General features: G+C 30.6%; 16 protein-coding genes. 8 read left to right on the top strand and 8 right to left on the bottom strand.

The genetic code is table 11. The annotated features are described in order from the left end of the window. Positions 1-232: 232 nt before the first annotated feature. From EW093_RS16670 to EW093_RS16660, 3 genes are read left to right on the top strand one after another with little or no spacing between them, the layout of a single operon-like run. Complete coding sequence (locus EW093_RS16670) at positions 233-937, top strand: hypothetical protein (protein WP_149569485.1); 705 nt, start codon at positions 233-235, stop codon at positions 935-937. Next, complete coding sequence (locus EW093_RS16665; protein ID WP_149569484.1) at positions 931-1,308, top strand: hypothetical protein; 378 nt, start codon at positions 931-933, stop codon at positions 1,306-1,308. Before EW093_RS16670 ends, EW093_RS16665 begins: the two co-directional genes overlap by 7 nt. Then, a complete protein-coding gene (locus EW093_RS16660; RefSeq protein WP_149569483.1) occupies positions 1,309-1,914 on the top strand; it encodes a hypothetical protein in 606 nt (201 codons plus the stop codon). It abuts the gene before it with no gap. A gap of 406 nt (positions 1,915-2,320) precedes the next feature. Here EW093_RS16660 and EW093_RS16655 read toward each other — a convergent pair whose 3' ends face one another. The 3 genes from EW093_RS16655 to EW093_RS16645 are packed head-to-tail and all read right to left on the bottom strand — an operon-like array spanning position 2,321 to position 4,312. Continuing rightward, entirely contained in the window at positions 2,321-3,424 is a 1,104-nt protein-coding gene (locus EW093_RS16655) for an IS91 family transposase (RefSeq protein ID WP_149569482.1), read from the bottom strand. A gap of 1 nt (position 3,425) precedes the next feature. Then, entirely contained in the window at positions 3,426-3,596 is a 171-nt protein-coding gene (locus EW093_RS18160) for a tyrosine-type recombinase/integrase (RefSeq protein ID WP_149569641.1), read from the bottom strand. Beyond that, positions 3,566-4,312: a site-specific integrase gene (locus tag EW093_RS16645; protein WP_149569481.1), complete on the bottom strand. Its 747-nt coding sequence runs from the start codon at positions 4,310-4,312 to the stop codon at positions 3,566-3,568. The genes EW093_RS18160 and EW093_RS16645 overlap by 31 nt, the downstream gene beginning before the upstream one ends. A gap of 340 nt (positions 4,313-4,652) precedes the next feature. On the opposite strand from EW093_RS16645, the gene EW093_RS16640 reads away from it, so the two are divergent. Together EW093_RS16640 and EW093_RS16635 are read left to right on the top strand one after the other, a co-directional pair. Further along, positions 4,653-5,516 (top strand): hypothetical protein, encoded by an 864-nt coding sequence (locus EW093_RS16640; protein WP_149569480.1) that lies wholly within the window; start codon positions 4,653-4,655, stop codon positions 5,514-5,516. Continuing rightward, positions 5,513-5,800: a hypothetical protein gene (locus tag EW093_RS16635; protein ID WP_149569479.1), complete on the top strand. Its 288-nt coding sequence runs from the start codon at positions 5,513-5,515 to the stop codon at positions 5,798-5,800. The genes EW093_RS16640 and EW093_RS16635 overlap by 4 nt, the downstream gene beginning before the upstream one ends. Positions 5,801-6,014: 214 nt before the next feature. Here the strand turns inward: EW093_RS16635 and EW093_RS16630 are convergent, their stop codons facing one another. Further along, a complete protein-coding gene (locus tag EW093_RS16630; RefSeq protein ID WP_149569478.1) occupies positions 6,015-7,121 on the bottom strand; it encodes an IS110 family RNA-guided transposase in 1,107 nt (368 codons plus the stop codon). Between the two features lie 417 nt (positions 7,122-7,538). Between EW093_RS16630 and EW093_RS16625 the strand changes: the two genes are divergently transcribed. Continuing rightward, a complete protein-coding gene (locus EW093_RS16625; protein ID WP_149569477.1) occupies positions 7,539-8,420 on the top strand; it encodes a GNAT family N-acetyltransferase in 882 nt (293 codons plus the stop codon). A 990-nt stretch (positions 8,421-9,410) separates the two neighbouring features. Here EW093_RS16625 and EW093_RS16620 read toward each other — a convergent pair. The 4 genes from EW093_RS16620 to pyrE form a co-directional block, all read right to left on the bottom strand. Continuing rightward, positions 9,411-10,703 (bottom strand): MATE family efflux transporter, encoded by a 1,293-nt coding sequence (locus EW093_RS16620; protein WP_149569476.1) that lies wholly within the window; start codon positions 10,701-10,703, stop codon positions 9,411-9,413. A 182-nt stretch (positions 10,704-10,885) separates the two neighbouring features. After that, complete coding sequence (locus tag EW093_RS16615; protein WP_149569475.1) at positions 10,886-11,929, bottom strand: alpha/beta fold hydrolase; 1,044 nt, start codon at positions 11,927-11,929, stop codon at positions 10,886-10,888. Then, positions 11,926-12,450 carry a hypothetical protein gene (locus EW093_RS16610; RefSeq protein WP_149569474.1) on the bottom strand — a complete coding sequence of 175 codons (525 nt, stop codon included), beginning with the start codon at positions 12,448-12,450 and terminating at the stop codon, positions 11,926-11,928. The genes EW093_RS16615 and EW093_RS16610 overlap by 4 nt, the downstream gene beginning before the upstream one ends. A gap of 198 nt (positions 12,451-12,648) precedes the next feature. Further along, positions 12,649-13,323, bottom strand: a complete 675-nt coding sequence (pyrE, locus tag EW093_RS16605; RefSeq protein ID WP_149569473.1) for an orotate phosphoribosyltransferase — start codon at positions 13,321-13,323, stop codon at positions 12,649-12,651. 216 nt (positions 13,324-13,539) lie between these two features. Between pyrE and rpsO the strand changes: the two genes are divergently transcribed. Both rpsO and pnp read left to right on the top strand, forming a co-directional pair. Beyond that, on the top strand, positions 13,540-13,806 hold the full coding sequence (gene rpsO, locus EW093_RS16600; protein ID WP_149569472.1) for a 30S ribosomal protein S15: 267 nt from the start codon (positions 13,540-13,542) through the stop codon (positions 13,804-13,806). A gap of 17 nt (positions 13,807-13,823) precedes the next feature. After that, a complete protein-coding gene (gene pnp / locus EW093_RS16595; RefSeq protein WP_149569471.1) occupies positions 13,824-15,965 on the top strand; it encodes a polyribonucleotide nucleotidyltransferase in 2,142 nt (713 codons plus the stop codon). Positions 15,966-16,001 lie beyond the last annotated feature (36 nt).

Below are 16,001 nucleotides of genomic sequence, written 5' to 3'. Positions count from 1 at the left end.
ACGTCAGGTTAAAACGACGTTATATGCCGCCAATGGCGGTAAAATTTCAAAAAAAGTAATAATTAAAATTGATGACAATAATATAAACTTTTTTACCAAAATATATTAATAATTGACCAGTAGTATTTTACGAATTACAATTTAGGCTAACATGGGGTAGCATACATAGGACTAATGCGCTTTGTTTACAAAGAGAGAAGGGTTCGATTCCCTTCCCCCCACTAAAAATATTATGAATAATGATGAAATAAAAACATTGTATAAATTGCAAACAAAAAATGTAAAATATCTCAAAAAAGTTCAAAAGAATTTTATCAAAGATAATAATATTGGACTTAGAAAAAATGATAACTTTTCCGTAGACTTTAAGACAAAAATGCTATCATTATTATTCAGCACTCTTTCTGAGGCTCAGTTTACACAGATTTTATATACTCCAAATGGACTCTACTATTCAGAAATAGAAAAAATAAGTTCAATAAATAATATTGTTCTGAAATGGGAAGAGCTACTTGAAGTTTCTTTGACTAGAGTTGGAGATTGGACACAAAATCCTGATTTAGAAAAAAAAAGAAATATAATAAAATCCATTATTAAAGACTATATAGAAAAACCACAGCTTTTAAGAAATAAAATTGCACATGGACAATGGATTTATGCTTTAAATAAATATAATACTAGAGAAGTTAGAGAAACTTCAGAAGAAATAAAAAAATTGGATGTCGTAACTATTACAAAATGGTTTGATATTCATCAATATCTATGCTTTTTAATGAGGGATCTGGTTCAATCTCCTCATAAATCATTTCATCAGCATTATTGGACAAACTTTTATGACTTAGAGTCATATTTAGATAAAACTAGAAGTTGGAACTTAGACAAAAGAATTACTATCCTAAATAGAAAAAAATATCATTCAGGAGTTAAATTATGTTAGTAAAAATAGAATGTGCATCAGAATCACTCTTCAAAGAGCAATATGGGGATCTTATAGAATCGTTATCTGAGAATAATATCAATTATGAATTTGTTAGGGATAGTATTGGTTTTGGCGAAATTCAAGATTATATAATTATTGGGTTAGTTTTTGTTATTGAAAGTGCTAGCTCTGGTTTGACTTTTGATATTTTAAAAGGGACAATTCTTAATTGTATAAAAAATATATCACCTGATAAGAAAAAAAATATATATATTTCCATTGAAGATAAAACAAAAAATAAAACCTATGACATAAACATTAATTATGAAAAAGAAGATATTAAACTTGAGATACCTGGAGATTTAAAACTTCATATAAAGAATAAGTAAATGATTTTATATTGGATAAAGGTCATTGTTTATGAGATAATTAGTAAAATTAATAAGTTATTCATAAAAACAAAAAAACATGATTTTCAAGTAAATTTAGTACATGATTCATACCATAAAATAAACGATAGGAAGTGGATATACTATAGAAAATTAATTAAAAAATATCCTGAAATGATTTGGACTAAAAAATATATTAAAGCTAATAAAACTATAGCTATAAAAGGTATACTAGCATTACATGCTAGAGATGAGTTTAATCTAAAAACATTATGGACTTATGATGCAACAATTAATGATTTATTTTACTTTTTATCATTAAATGTTCCAATAATTTCTGAAATAATGCTATCAAGTAAATCACCACATTGCATAACAGTTAAAAAGTATCATAAATCAACAAACAGAATTTGGTTCTCAGATACTTTAGGAAATTACAATTCAAATTACTATTTTAGATACTACAAGAGTTTTATAAATTTAAATAAGTTCATAGAAATTAATACAGGGAACCCTGTTTTTGTTTCGATTAGTTTACCAGTAAATCATCCAAATTACTCTTTAGTAAGAAATAGAATTTTTAAATATAAATTTTATGAAATATAGAAAATTATTTCCTACAAATACTAGCTATATTACAAAGGAAATCATATAACCCTAAGGATTGATTCGACTATAAAGGCCAAACATCAGGTGATCTTCAGTTAAAAGAGACTCTTCTATGGTCTTTATCGTCGATTTCAATCCAATGTTCCTGTAAGCCAACGAAAGAGTATTCCATATAGGGTATTGATAAATAATCGCTACATTCTAAAGAGGATTTTATAACATAAAATACTCGAGATTATTTTTATACTCAACTTTAAGAACCCAAGAGAGAACGATTTCACATCAGAAAATCCATCTTTTTTGTTATTTCCCCAATTATTTAACTCCGTAAAAACATTAAAATATACCTCACTTGTGAAACATGGATAGTTCCTATTTTTGGAGATGTAATTTTTATATATTTTCATCCAGATGACCCCCTAATTCTTATATTATTTGGAAGTATAGAAAACATAAATTTCATCTCTTTACCACATGCTGAACAGGATATAAAAACCTTCTGAATAATGGGTTTTACGGGTTTATTAAGTACTGCAACTAAGCCATCGATAATTAATCTAATGTCCTTATACTCCATATTAAATGATGTATGCATAAAACCAAAATATCGAATTTTCATGAAACCTGAAGGTAATACATGAAGTAGATACCTTTTAATAAAATCTAAGACTTCCAAAGAAGTAGTAACAACTTGCCCAGTTTTTTTACTTCTAAACTTAAAATAGACTCTTCTATTTTGGACTTTAAGAATCCTGTAATCAGAAATAGCTACTTTAAAAACATATCTTGATAGGTATTTTATGGTGTTCCTTCCAGATCCAACAGATTGGATATTAACATTCCAACCACGTTCCCACACCCACACTACATGAGGTATTTGATGAAGTAATCCTTTATTCTTCATAAGAGTTTTAAATCTATCCTTACATAACTTTGATAACTGAAATATAGGTAGAAAAAAGTCCTTTGATGAACTTATCCAACTCTGTTTTTTTATATTCAAAGCACCACCTGGGACAACGTAATGGATATGAGGGTGATATTGGATCTGTCTCCCCCAAGTATGAAGTACACCAAAAAATCCTGTAGTAGCTCCACTCATTGTTCTACTTTTCTGTGTTGATTCCTTTATTGAATCAGATGATGCTTTAAAAAGTGCAGAGTAAGCCTCTTTCTGATTCTGAAGGAAAAAATCTCTTATTTCTTCAGGAACAGTGAAGGTTATCATGAAATAATTTGTAGAGAGTTCTTTAGAAAGTTGCTTTGCGGTCCATAGTTTTGTTTTATGATCCTGACAGGTAGGACAGTGTCTATTTCCACAGGATCTAAAACTGGTATGAATTTCTCCACAGCCTTCACATTTGTAAAAAGTAATACCATAAACATCAGTTCTACAATTGATTATGGCATCTATAACTTTCTTATGGTTAGTTGGAACCTTACCCTCATTTATCATAAGGTATTCCCAAGCATAAAGTGTAAAAATCTCTTTTATCGTAGCTCCCATATCAGAACCTATCCATTAAGTTATCAATAATTCCATAGGCATCACTGTTTCCTGCAGCTGTTAGATGAAGATACACCAGTGTTGAAAGAATAGTTGAGTGACCTAGATAAATTTGAATGTACCTTAGATTTACTCCAGAATCTAAAAGGTGTGTAGCGTAACAATGTCGCAGAGTATGGACTGAAACTCCTTTTTATTGATATTGGCTTTTTTAACAGCATTTCTCATGGCATTTTGAGCACATCCTTTATTAACTGTATCATCAGCTAAATCATTTACAGGTGCACCCCTTTTATTAGTTTGGGTTCTAGGAAATATAAACCTAGGATGCCTATGTGTTTTCCAATACCTTTCTAAAAGTTTTAGTGTTGAATGTGGAAGAGGAACAAGTCTATCTTTTGCACCCTTTCCTCTATGGATATGAATTATCATTCTTCCACGATCAATATCAGAAACTTCAAGATTTAGAGCTTCACTCAAACGAAGACCGCAACTATAAACTAAAACTAAGTAGACATAATTATTAAAGGGTCTAGCACACCTTAGAATCCTGTCAACTTCTTCTTTTGTTAGAACTGTGGGTAGCTTATTTTCAGCAGCAAACTTCGCAATCCTAAATAGCTCCCAATTAACATTTAACATCATTTGATAGTAATACCTAATACCACAAAGAGCTGTATTTAGAGTTGCAGGAGCCCATTTTGAAGTGTTTTTTCTGTATAATAGGTATTCTTGAACTTCAAGTTCTGTTATTTTTTCAGGGTTTCTATCATAATGATCCTGAAGCTGTTTCACAGCTCTAGAGTAGACATCTACCGTTCTTGGACGTAAACCTGTTAACTCTAGTTTGTCAGTAAACTGCTTATACCATTTGTTATTTTTTTCCATTCTTATCTCCTTGGATTTAGGTAAGAAGGTTGATATACCAACTAACCTTTTTTTTGTGATAAGGAAATTTTAATACTTGGAGATTTGAATGGAGTTAATTTATTTTATACATATGTAGTTTTATGTTGAGAGCTGCCTGCAAGGCTTACTTGAACAAGCTTTTGAACCAGTCCGAATTTTTGTCATGCTATTTGCTCGCTTCGCTCTAAAGCAAATAGCCCGCCAATCCCTTCGGGCACAATCCGGCAGGTTAAAAGGACGTTATCTACACTCTAAAACGATATATTTTTATATAATAAAACAATAGACATCATCTCAAACTACAAGTATTATTGGAAATATGAAAAAATATGCATTTTGTATAATATTAATTCTTAATTTATTAAATCTATATGGAAATGAATATAGTAAATTACACTCAAAATACTCAGAAGGTCCTAAAGATGGATATTCATGGAAAGAACGTCATGAAAATTATGACATTAATAATTCTAAACTAACTATAGACAAGTTATGCTCAACTAAATGGGTTTTTGATTCAGATCCAACTGGATATAATCGGCTGTTTATTTTTTACATTGATAATGTTTTCAAAATAGGCTGGGTTCCATCTGGTGTAGATGTAGAAGGAAAATATTTAATAACAGAAAATGAACTACATCTCTATGATATCAAATCAAATAAACAGGAATGGAATAATGAAGAATTTATTTTAACGTTTAAAACAGATTTAAAGGAATCATTTGAACATGGACTAATAGGAGAAAAAATAAATTTATATCCTCTAGGTTCTGAACCACAACAAGGTTCAATATTTGATTATAATGGAACTGAACTGATTAAAATGACTGGTAAATATTACAATATCGAGAATGTAAATATTTATGAAAACTTAACAAATACAACAGAACCAATAGAAACTATGAAATATGCTTTTAATAATGGAGTAGATGTAAGTATAAAGATGTTTATACAGGGTGATATAATAGAAGTAATTGGTAAAACAAAAAATGATGAACATGGAGGTTCTTGGTATTTAGGGAAATTAGAAGTTTATAATTCCTCAAAATTAGTTTGGTTTTATACAAAAAAATTAATAAAATATGATGAATCAAAAAATGATTTATGTAACGATCTTCTTGAAGAAGGATTTATATTAGCTGGTTGGGATGGAATAACAGATGATCCTAAATATATGCCATGAGAAGGCTATATTCCTTAGATGACAAAGCAAAAAAGAAACTATTAAAATTAAAAAATTTAAGAATTCAAAGGAAAATTGTTACAACTCATATGAGAACTGGAAATACCTCTAAAAATATAGAATTAGATATAGTAACTCATACAAATAGTATATTAGGCAATGTTGAAGACTGGTTGACATTTGAAGGAGAATCTAAAATAGGATTAACTAAAACTTATTACTACTCTTTTTATAGAGAAGATTATCTAAATGAAATGAAAGAATTTATAAATAATTTATCCTGAAAAGATATACCTTCGGTAGATAACAAACTGTTGGAAGTGAACTGTCTTTGTCATGCTTCTCGCATGAACCCATACTAAAAGTTCAAACTAGAAATCAGTACTTTTTATCCTAAATTTTAGTTTTAATGGGTAATAATTGAGCAAGAAGCACGCCAATCCTTTCGCTTCGCTACAGGAACGAGCAGTCACCTCAACAGGACGTCTATGATGAAAGTCAAGAAACCTCCTTCCATTTGCTAATATTTACCTTATTTTTTTCTAGTAAAACCATATAAGCATGCATTTTCCGGTCATGGTTTTTAATGTCCATGAACCTATAATACTCTTCTTTTTTAAGTAACTGATAAATGACAGTAATAAATCTCCTGCAAGTTCCCATTCTCACTTTACCAACTTTTTTATACTCGCTTAATTTATCATACCAATGCTCAATGGATCTGTTTGAGTTTATGAAATGGTTCAATGATTGATACAGAAGAGAAATTGTTAATTTTCTTCCCTGTTTATTTGTGCTCTTAATTAATGTTTTATTATTTGAACTTTCAACTTTTGGTGCTGATCTTAAATATGAGGCAAATTTCTTAGAATTTGGAAATCTCTTAACATCAATTATATCTGAAATAATAGCTATAGCAGTAAAAACACTTATCCCCTGCATTGAAGTTAATATCTCTATTTCTTTCATATAAGAAGAACCCATAACTTCAATTTCTGTTACAAGTAACTTAATAGTTTCCTCTAAATGATCCAGCTCATCAAATAGAATCTTCAGTTGAAACTTCAATCCTCTTGCTTCAGATATATTTAAGATTTTATCTCTAATTTTATTATTAAATATCATCACTTTATTAAAAGGGTAAAGGTTCTGTTTTAATAAAGAATGAATTCTATTTTTTAGTTGAGTTCTTTGCTTTCCTAGAAATTTATACGTTGAAAATAAAGCTCTTAGTTCTTGGATAATTGGAGGTGGCAATTCCACTCTTTTTATCTGCTCTTCTCCACTTAAAATTTGCATCTTTAATACCCTGGCTAATTTTTCAGCATCAACTTTATCTGTTTTTTTATTTGTAAAGCTAATTAGTTTCATAGCATAAGTATTAGAAATATTAACATCTTTAACTTTGTCCTGGATTAGCTCTGTAAATTTGAATGAGTTTGTTGTTGATTCAACAATTACATAGGTTTCAGGTGTTAATATTTTGTAAAATTTTTCCAAAGATTCTTTATCAATCGAATAAGTTCCAACTTTCTTTTTTGTCCCTTCATCTAGAGTACAGTGATTAAAGCAGTCTGTATGAAGGTCAATTCCCATAAATTCCATACCATTCCTCCTAATTACTTTCTTTCCTAAAAGAAGAGGAGTATAATAATCATGCGTCTATACGGGGTATGATAAATTTTCTCATCCTCAAAATGTTAATGCGACTGATGACTGCTAATCGTTATAACGGGATACATAAGTTCCCAGTCCCGCAACAGCCATCGGTCGTTCTTCTTTTAAGAAGTACTGACTTAATTATAACACCAGTCGCAACCTATTACACTTACTATCATAGCATCGTTATATGGATGCCAAAACAAGTCCTTTCCCATAATTTATCTGCTATGTCCTTAATAAAAGAGAAATATCTATAAACATGATAATAAAGAATTCAATACTAAAGTAGTATTTCACTTAACTAATATTAATTATCAAATAATTAAGTAATTCACAAAAAGCATATTTTAAGGATATAAAATGAAAAAAATAAATAGACGAAGTTTCAATTCATTATATGATATTAAAAAGCTACAAATATTTTTATCTGAAATGAGAAATTTAGTATCTCCAGCAGGATATTTTCATCTTGGGGATTTAATTTTTAGAACGAATAAAGAATCAAATAATTTTGATATCCTCAAAGACATTCAAATTTGGGAAAAATCGGGAATTATCATTGGCTTTGTATTATATTTAACTACTGAAAGTAATCCTGAATTCCAGATTAATCCTGATTATTACAATACAATTATATCAAAAGATATGATTGTATGGACAATTGAGAGAGCTAAAGAGTTAAATCTTAATAGTATAGAAGTTAGTTGTTTAGATATAGATAAGAAAAAAAATGAGTTCCTTTTAGCAAATAATTTTAAGCCATTCGATGCCCCTATTGTATTTATGCAAAGGGATTTAAAAAATATCCCAGAATATAAACTTCCTGTTGACTACTCATTCGTAACAATAAATGATTTCCCTAAAACTACTCAAATTACAGGAGAAGAAAGTTCAAATAAAGAGAATAAAAATATAATTAAATCTGATAAATACAATGATGATCTTGGAATTAGGGTTATACATAAAAATGTACAAATCGTCTCAGGATGTATTTGTTGGTATGATGAAGTAGATAAGTGTGGATTATTTGAACCAGTTGGAACGATTGAAGAGCATCGTGGTAAAGGATTAGCATTCTCAGCTATGGTGAGGACATTATTAAACCTCAAAAATTATGGCGCAAATAAAGTATATGTGCGTACAGGATTAGATAATACTCCAGCAATTAACTTATATAAAAAATTAGGGTTTTCTATCTCAAACTACGATAATGGATTTGAATTAGATTTGAATAATATATAAAGAAAGTAAAAAAAGAGATTAAGACTAATTGATACTCACCATATAACCCTAAGGATTGATTCGACTATAAAGGCCAAACATCAGGTGATCTTCAGTTAAAAGAGACTCTTCTATGGTTTTTATCGTCGATTTCAATCCAATGTTCCTGTAAGCCAACGAAAGAGTATTCCATATAGGGTATTGATAAATAATCGCTACATTCTAAAGAGGATTTTATAACATAAAATACTCGAGATTATTTTTATACTCAACTTTAAGAACCCAAGAGAGAACGATTTCACATCAGAAAATCCATCTTTTTTGTTATTTCCCCAATTATTTAACTCCGTAAAAACATTAAAATATACCTCACTTGTGAAACATGGATAGTTCCTATTTTTGGAGATGTAATTTTTATATATTTTCATCCAGATGACCCCCTAATTCTTATATTATTTGGAAGTATAGAAAACATAAATTTCATCTCTTTACCACATGCTGAACAGGATATAAAAACCTTCTGGACACTGTAAGTCAAAACTTTTACCTTTGGTTATTTTAATAATTACATGATATGATTCGTCAAACAGGGTTCAGCCTAACGGCTTCAACAAAGTTTTACTCCGTCAGAAATTTTCTGAAATAGGGTCTATAGGCCCCTTATTTCAAAACTGGGGCCGCTACTGAATGATAAATACCAAATAATAATGAAGATCTCTTCACTTATGTTGACATATACCGATCTCAGGCAAACTCTTCAAAATATCGTTTCTTAAGAATATTCAGAATTATAACAGACAAAACAGTAAAAGAATTTCTCTAGCAACACAAGGAACTCGTAATTACAAATAAAAGTGTATCTATGATTTCATAAAAATTTAGATATGAATCACCTGCAGCATTTTCAAAAGCCTTTAAAAGATATAATGGTATAAACCCACAGGTTCTACAAAAAGAGAATATTTCTGTTGCATATAGATTTAAATCAAAAAAATTTTACAGGGAGAACTATTAATATTTTGGATTAACTATTTTGCTTCTTACCAATAATGAGTTAAATATAGAAAGAATTGTTAAGCCAACAGTAAGACCTAGCCAAAGTCCCTTAACCTCCATATTTAGAACAAAACTAAATATTAAAGCAATTGGAAATCCAATACCCCAGATTCCTATTCCAGTAAATATCATCGGCTTTAAAGTTTCACGACATCCCCTTAAAACACCTATAGAAATTTCTTGAATAAAATCAGGTATTTGATAGATAGCGACAATATAAAGTATAGATGCGCCATACTGAATAACCTCTGGGTCTTTAGAAACTAATCCTAATATTTTATAAGGATAGAGTACAAGAATAAAAACAGTAACTAAGGCTATTGTAATCCCCATAATTAAAGAACCAATATAATACTCCTTGACTTCTTTTAAGTTTTTAAGAGAATAAGCAGCTCCAATTTTAACAGATACTGCACTAGAAGTTGATGCAGGGATCATATATGTAAGGGAGGATAGGGTAATTATAATATTATTTGCAGCAGATGCAGTTACTGAAAATTTTCCAGAGATCAAAGTTACAACTGAAAACATTCCAGCAGTAATAACTGTATTCAACCCAACTGGAATTCCTTTGCTTAGTACAAGTTTAAATAAACTTGATATAAAAACTCTCTCTCTGTTTACATGTTTTAAAGTATATAGAGATATTGGTATCAGCATTAAAAATCTTGATAAAGTTGTTGCAATAGCAGCCCCTTCAATACCTAGGTCTAGAACAAAAATAAAGAGATAGTTTAAAATTATATTAACAACATTGAATATTAATATAATTCCATTAGGAATCATTGTTTTTTCATACGCTTGTAAGTTTTCCTTGAATATCTGAAATAAAATAGCTGGTATCATAGAGAAGGATGTTATCCTTAAATAAGATGAAATTAGCCCAGTTACTTCAGGTGTGTACCCAATATAGATCACAATTTTAGAAAGAAATAACACAATAATGTTTAACATTGATCCTATAATTAGCCCAATAATAATTGTTGTATATAGATACCCCTTGGTACTCTCTTTTAAGGCTAATTTTCCAGCTTTTAGTGGGCTAATAATATAAGTTGTACCTAGACCAATTAGGAAAAATGGTGTACTTAATGCTGTAGAAATCCCAAGAGCTGATAATTCTGATGTTCCGTATCTACCAATTAAAACAGTATCGCCAAGAGTAAATAACATGTGTCCTATTTGTCCTGCAATTATTGGTAGAGAGAAAATGAGCAGTGTTTTTGATTTTTTTAAGATATTAATCATTTGAATCCTCCGTTAAAAGGATTCCTTCTAAAGGGGACATTTAACAGTTTCAGCGCAGGAAGAAATCCTAAAGAACCTCTAAAACCAGGTACACCCTCTTTTCTAGAGAAGAGAATAGTTACTTATAAAGTTTTTGTCAACGAGAAATCAAATAATTAATGTCTTATCTTGTATTTTTAAAATTACTTTGCAAAACCCCTAATATCATCCAAGAACATTTCAGGTCTATCTAGAAATGCTGCATGGGCACAATCAGAGTAGTCTTTAAACTGTACCGTTGATCCAAACTGTCCCTCCCAGTCTTCACTCATCTTTATTGAAGCAATCTTATCATCTTCTCCAGCAATAAAAAGAGTTCTTATTGTTATATTGGATAAAGTTTGATCTCCGTTATGCTTTACATTGTCTAAAGATGCGTCTTCAATCTGTAAATATGTTCTAATATTACTCTGATTTGAGTAGTAATTATAAAAATGAAAAGGTGAGAATAGGGCCATTTTTATGCCGAGTTCAAACTCTAACTCATCATTTCGATCTCTCTTTTTAAGCATCCCACCTGTCTCCTCTATAAAGTCATAGTGAGTTGCGATATTTTCACCAATAAGTATTCCTGTATCAGTTAAGTTCTCTGAATACCAATCTAGAGCATCTTTCCAAAAATCTACTTCTTCCCCAATGCTAATTTTATCTTTTGCATACTTATCTACATCCTCTATACTTGTGGTAAGAGCTCTAGGTATATCTAATATTGGGTTAAGCAGAATTAACCCTTCAAAATTTTCCTGATGTTCTACACTATCTGCTAGGTAGTAGGAGACTAAATATCCACCCCAAGAGTGGCCAAGTAGATATAACTTTTTAGGTTTATATCTATTATTTACAATATTTACAACACCATCTAATTGGTTACTAAAATTCTCAACTGTAAAATCATCTTTATCTGGATTCCCCATTGATCCACCTGAACTTAATTGATCCCAATAAATAATATGATAGTCATTATGAAGGGATGAGATTTCATCAATATCACCATAATACATACCAGAAGATCCAGGACCTCCATGGGTCCATAAAATTACAACATCACTATCCTTATTACCCCTTGAATAAATAGGAAGATATGCTCCATCGTACTCCATGTATACTAGTTCATCTGTATCTTCTAAAAAAGAACATGATTGAAAAAAAAGTATTAATAGTAGTATAAAAAAAGGCATCTTTCTCATTTTATATACCTCCTATAACCAACTTGAAAATAAGGTTGATGTTGGAATCCTAAATTATATGGATATAATCCTTTCCACCCTAAAGAAGCTTCAAACTCTCCCTCATAAAAGTTATCAAAACCAAAAACAATTCCAGCTAAAGAGATACTTTGATACTCTTTATTCTTATTACTTATATTTCCATACCTATCATAAACAGGAACGATGTACTCTTTTATTGAAACTCCTGATCCAATTGATAAGCCGATAAAGAAACTTTTTGAAGACCTATATAAATATGTAACTTCTGGGAAAATTGAGATGGATTGACTACTCCCTGGATAGTAGAAATAATTAATTGTTGGTATACCAAGTATCAATGAGTTTTTATCATTTAATGCTACTTCAACCTCACTACATAAAGATACTCCAGGTTTAAGCATTAACTCATTATAATAACTACCACTTACTGCAAATTTTGTCTCTACAGAGAATAGTGATGAAAGAGATATAATATATCCTAATAATAATATTTTTTTCATATAAAAACCTTTTTAAAAATATTGGTAGATAATACTTAAATAAATAATAATCGTCAAGAAACTAGATGTTTTAATAGCATATTAAAAGATAGGTAGGCATTAATACATTTATATATATAAAAAAATTAGAAAAAACAATTAACATGTAAAACTTTTTTAATCTAAGCCCTTAATATAGCTCTTAAGGGCTTTAACTCATTATTTTGAAGCTCCATAAATAGAGTAGTACTCATCTATTTTAGACTTCATCTTATCATCAATAATTATCTGTCCATCTATTTCCCTGTTATGTAAATATTGAACAACCTCTTCCATAGTTACAATAGAGCATGGTTTAAAACCAAATTTATCTTTAAGTTCAGAGAATGCAGATCTATCTCCAAGTCCCTTTTCCATTCTATCCACAGAGATTATTAAACCTAAAACATCAACATCTCCCTGAGCTTTAATTATTGGCATATTTTCATAAATTGATGTACCAGCTGTTGTTACATCTTCAATTATTAAAAGCTTATCCCCATCTTTTAACTTACTACCAAGTAGGATACCAGTATCACCATGATCCTTAACCTCTTTTCTATTAGAACAAAATGCAACATTTCTATTTTTTAATTTGTTTAAAGAGATTGTTGTTGTTACAGCAAGTGGAATACCTTTATATGCTGGACCATACAATATATTAAAATCACTAAAGTTCTCATCAATTGCTTCTGCATAAAAGTCCCCTAATCGAGAGAGATGTTCTCCGGTTTTATAATTTCCAGCATTTATAAAAAAAGGTGTCTTTCTACCACTTTTAGTGGTAAAATCACCAAAAACAAGTACTCCTGCTTCTATCATAAAATGTATAAAATCTTTCTTATATTGTTTCACATTAACTCCTTTTGTAATAATATATCCTAATATAAAATTACTGTTAATACCTACCAGAACTAAAGTAGATATTGACTTTTAGTCAAATACAATTAAACTATAGAGGTTAATTTTAATAAATTGACTTTATTTCTTACTGGTTATTGCAAGGTGTTACTTTACTCTATCTGGTTTAAAAAAATAAAGTATAATAATAGATATTAAGGAGAGCATAAAATGCTTACAAAAGAACAAAAAGAACAAATCGTCGCTGATTTTGGTGGTGATACTAAAAACACAGGATCTACAGAGGTTCAGATTGCTTTATTAACAGCGAGAATAAAGGATTTACAAAATCACTTTAGCGAACACAAAAAAGATCACCACTCAAGAACTGGTCTTTTAAAAATGATTGGACAAAGAAAGAGATTACAAAAATACTTAAAGAGAACAAACTTAGAAGCGTACCGAGAATTGATAGCAAAACTTGGACTTAGAAGATAAAAAAACAAGGACTAAAAATGTATACAGCAAAATTTGAAATTAATGGGCAAGAGCTAATTCTTGAAACAGGAAGAATGGCAAAGCAGGCAAACGGTGCAGTTATCGTTCGTTTAGGTGGAAGTGAAGTGTTAGCCACAGCATGTTGTTCTTCTGAACCAAAAGAGGGATTAGACTTTGTTCCAGTAACAGTTGAGTATAACGAAAAGTATTATGCAGCTGGTAAAATACCTGGTGGATTCTTAAAAAGAGAAGCTCGACCTAAAGATAAAGAGATCTTAGTATCAAGATTAATTGATAGGCCAATGAGACCTCTTTTTTATAAGGCTTTCAGCAGAGAACTACAAGTTGTTCCTACAGTTGTTTCAACAGACCAAATTAACCCACCGGACATCTTAGGTATGATTGGTGCATTTGCAGCAGTTATGATTTCAGACATACCTTTCAATGGCCCAGTGGGGGCTGTAAGAGTTGCATTAGTTAATGATGAGTATGTTATTAATCCAACCTTTGATCAAATTGATGAATCTGTTTTAGATATTGTTGTTGGTGCAACTAACGATGGTATATGCATGGTAGAGGGTGGAGGAAAAGAAGTTTCCGAAGACCAGATGCTTGGAGCAATAAGTAAAGCCGAAGAGTTTTTAAAAGACTTTTTAGTATTTATGCAGGAATTCCAGGATGCCTGTGGTAAAGAGAAGTTAGGTTTTCATGAATCTGCTTTAGTTTTAGAAAACAGTGAAGCAATGGAGGAGTATTTATCTCCGCTTATTGAAGAAGCATCATTTGTTAAAGGTAAATTTGAGAGATTAGCAGCTTTAAAAGAAGTAAAAAATGCAGCAGCAGAGAAATTTGCTGAAAATATCACAGATGAGACAAAACCTCTATTTAGTAAACTTTTTAACGAAATAGAGAAGAAAATAATGCGTGCTGCAGTAATTGAAAAACAGTTACGATGTGATGGTAGGGATCCAAAGACTATTAGAGCAATTACTTCTGAAATTGGTATCTTAGCAAAAGCCCATGGTTCAGCACTATTTACTAGGGGAGAGACTCAATCCCTAGGTGTTGTTACTTTAGGTTCAGCATTAGATGAGCAGATATTAGATAATATTGATGGTGATAAACGAGAGCGGTTTATGCTTCATTACAACTTTCCTCCTTATTCAGTTGGTGAGGTTGGAAGACTTATGACAGGTAGAAGAGAGATAGGACATGGTCATTTAGCTTTTAGAGCTTTAGAGCCAGTTTTACCTCCAAAAGATATCTACCCATACACTATTAGAATAGTTTCTGAAATATTAGAATCAAATGGGTCCTCTTCCCAAGCTACTATTTGTAGTGGATCTCTATCTATGTTAGCAGCTGGTGTTCCAATTAAAAGTCCTGTTGCAGGTATAGCTATGGGTCTAATTAAAGAGGGAGATAAATTCCAAGTACTATCTGATATTCTTGGTGAAGAAGATCATATGGGAGATATGGATTTTAAGGTTGCTGGTACTAAAAATGGAATTACTGCATTCCAAATGGATATTAAGATTTCAGGTATTAGTAAAGAGGTTATGACTGTAGCATTAAACCAAGCCCATGAAGGTAGACTTCATATCTTAGAGAGAATGAACAGTGTAATTTCTGAACCATCAGATAACATTCCTGAAAATGTTCCTAAGACTATTAGTTTCAAAGTTCCTACAGACAAAATAGGTATGATAATTGGACCTGGTGGAAAAAACATAAAAGGATTATCTGAGAAATATACTGCTAAGGTTAATATTGAAGAGAGTGGATTATTAACTATTTTTGCAGCTACATCAGCTCAAGCCGAAGCTTGTGAAGCTGATATTAGAGGAATGGTAGAAGACCCTGAAGCTGGTAATATATACACAGGAAAAGTAACAAGACTAACAGATTTTGGTGCTTTTATTGAAATATTACCAGGGAAAGAGGGTTTATGTCATATCTCTAAAATTGCAAAAGAGAGAGTTCAAAAAGTTTCTGATGCATTAAAAGAGGGACAAGAAGTTAAAGTAAGACTTATTGAAGTAGACCGAATGGGTAGACTTAATTTAAGTATTGTGGATGCTGATAATCCTGATTGGAAGCCTCAAAGAACACCTAGTAGACCTCCTAGACCGCAAGGTGATAGACCACAAAGAAAATAATACAAGGCAGCTTTTAAGCTGCCTTTTTTATAGTAG

Source organism: Thiospirochaeta perfilievii, from assembly GCF_008329945.1.
GTDB classification, from domain to species: Bacteria; Spirochaetota; Spirochaetia; order DSM-2461; family DSM-2461; genus Thiospirochaeta; species Thiospirochaeta perfilievii.
Note: the sequence above shows the minus strand (reverse complement) of the source record. Positions and strands in the feature narration are given on the sequence as shown.

Bases quoted from the DNA above. Each gene is read 5' to 3' on its own strand.
- rpsO (WP_149569472.1), top strand. From the start codon at position 13,540: ATGCTTACAAAAGAACAAAAAGAACAAATCGTCGCTGATTTTGGTGGT.
- EW093_RS16640 (WP_149569480.1), top strand. From the start codon at position 4,653: ATGAAAAAATATGCATTTTGTATAATATTAATTCTTAATTTATTAAAT.
- EW093_RS16625 (WP_149569477.1), top strand. From the start codon at position 7,539: ATGAAAAAAATAAATAGACGAAGTTTCAATTCATTATATGATATTAAA.
- EW093_RS16615 (WP_149569475.1), bottom strand. From the start codon at position 11,929: ATGAGAAAGATGCCTTTTTTTATACTACTATTAATACTTTTTTTTCAA.
- EW093_RS16620 (WP_149569476.1), bottom strand. From the start codon at position 10,703: ATGATTAATATCTTAAAAAAATCAAAAACACTGCTCATTTTCTCTCTA.
- EW093_RS16610 (WP_149569474.1), bottom strand. From the start codon at position 12,450: ATGAAAAAAATATTATTATTAGGATATATTATATCTCTTTCATCACTA.
- EW093_RS16665 (WP_149569484.1), top strand. From the start codon at position 931: ATGTTAGTAAAAATAGAATGTGCATCAGAATCACTCTTCAAAGAGCAA.
- EW093_RS16645 (WP_149569481.1), bottom strand. From the start codon at position 4,312: ATGGAAAAAAATAACAAATGGTATAAGCAGTTTACTGACAAACTAGAG.
- EW093_RS16655 (WP_149569482.1), bottom strand. From the start codon at position 3,424: ATGGGAGCTACGATAAAAGAGATTTTTACACTTTATGCTTGGGAATAC.
- pnp (WP_149569471.1), top strand. From the start codon at position 13,824: ATGTATACAGCAAAATTTGAAATTAATGGGCAAGAGCTAATTCTTGAA.
- EW093_RS16670 (WP_149569485.1), top strand. From the start codon at position 233: ATGAATAATGATGAAATAAAAACATTGTATAAATTGCAAACAAAAAAT.
- EW093_RS16660 (WP_149569483.1), top strand. From the start codon at position 1,309: ATGATTTTATATTGGATAAAGGTCATTGTTTATGAGATAATTAGTAAA.
- EW093_RS16630 (WP_149569478.1), bottom strand. From the start codon at position 7,121: ATGGAATTTATGGGAATTGACCTTCATACAGACTGCTTTAATCACTGT.
- EW093_RS16635 (WP_149569479.1), top strand. From the start codon at position 5,513: ATGAGAAGGCTATATTCCTTAGATGACAAAGCAAAAAAGAAACTATTA.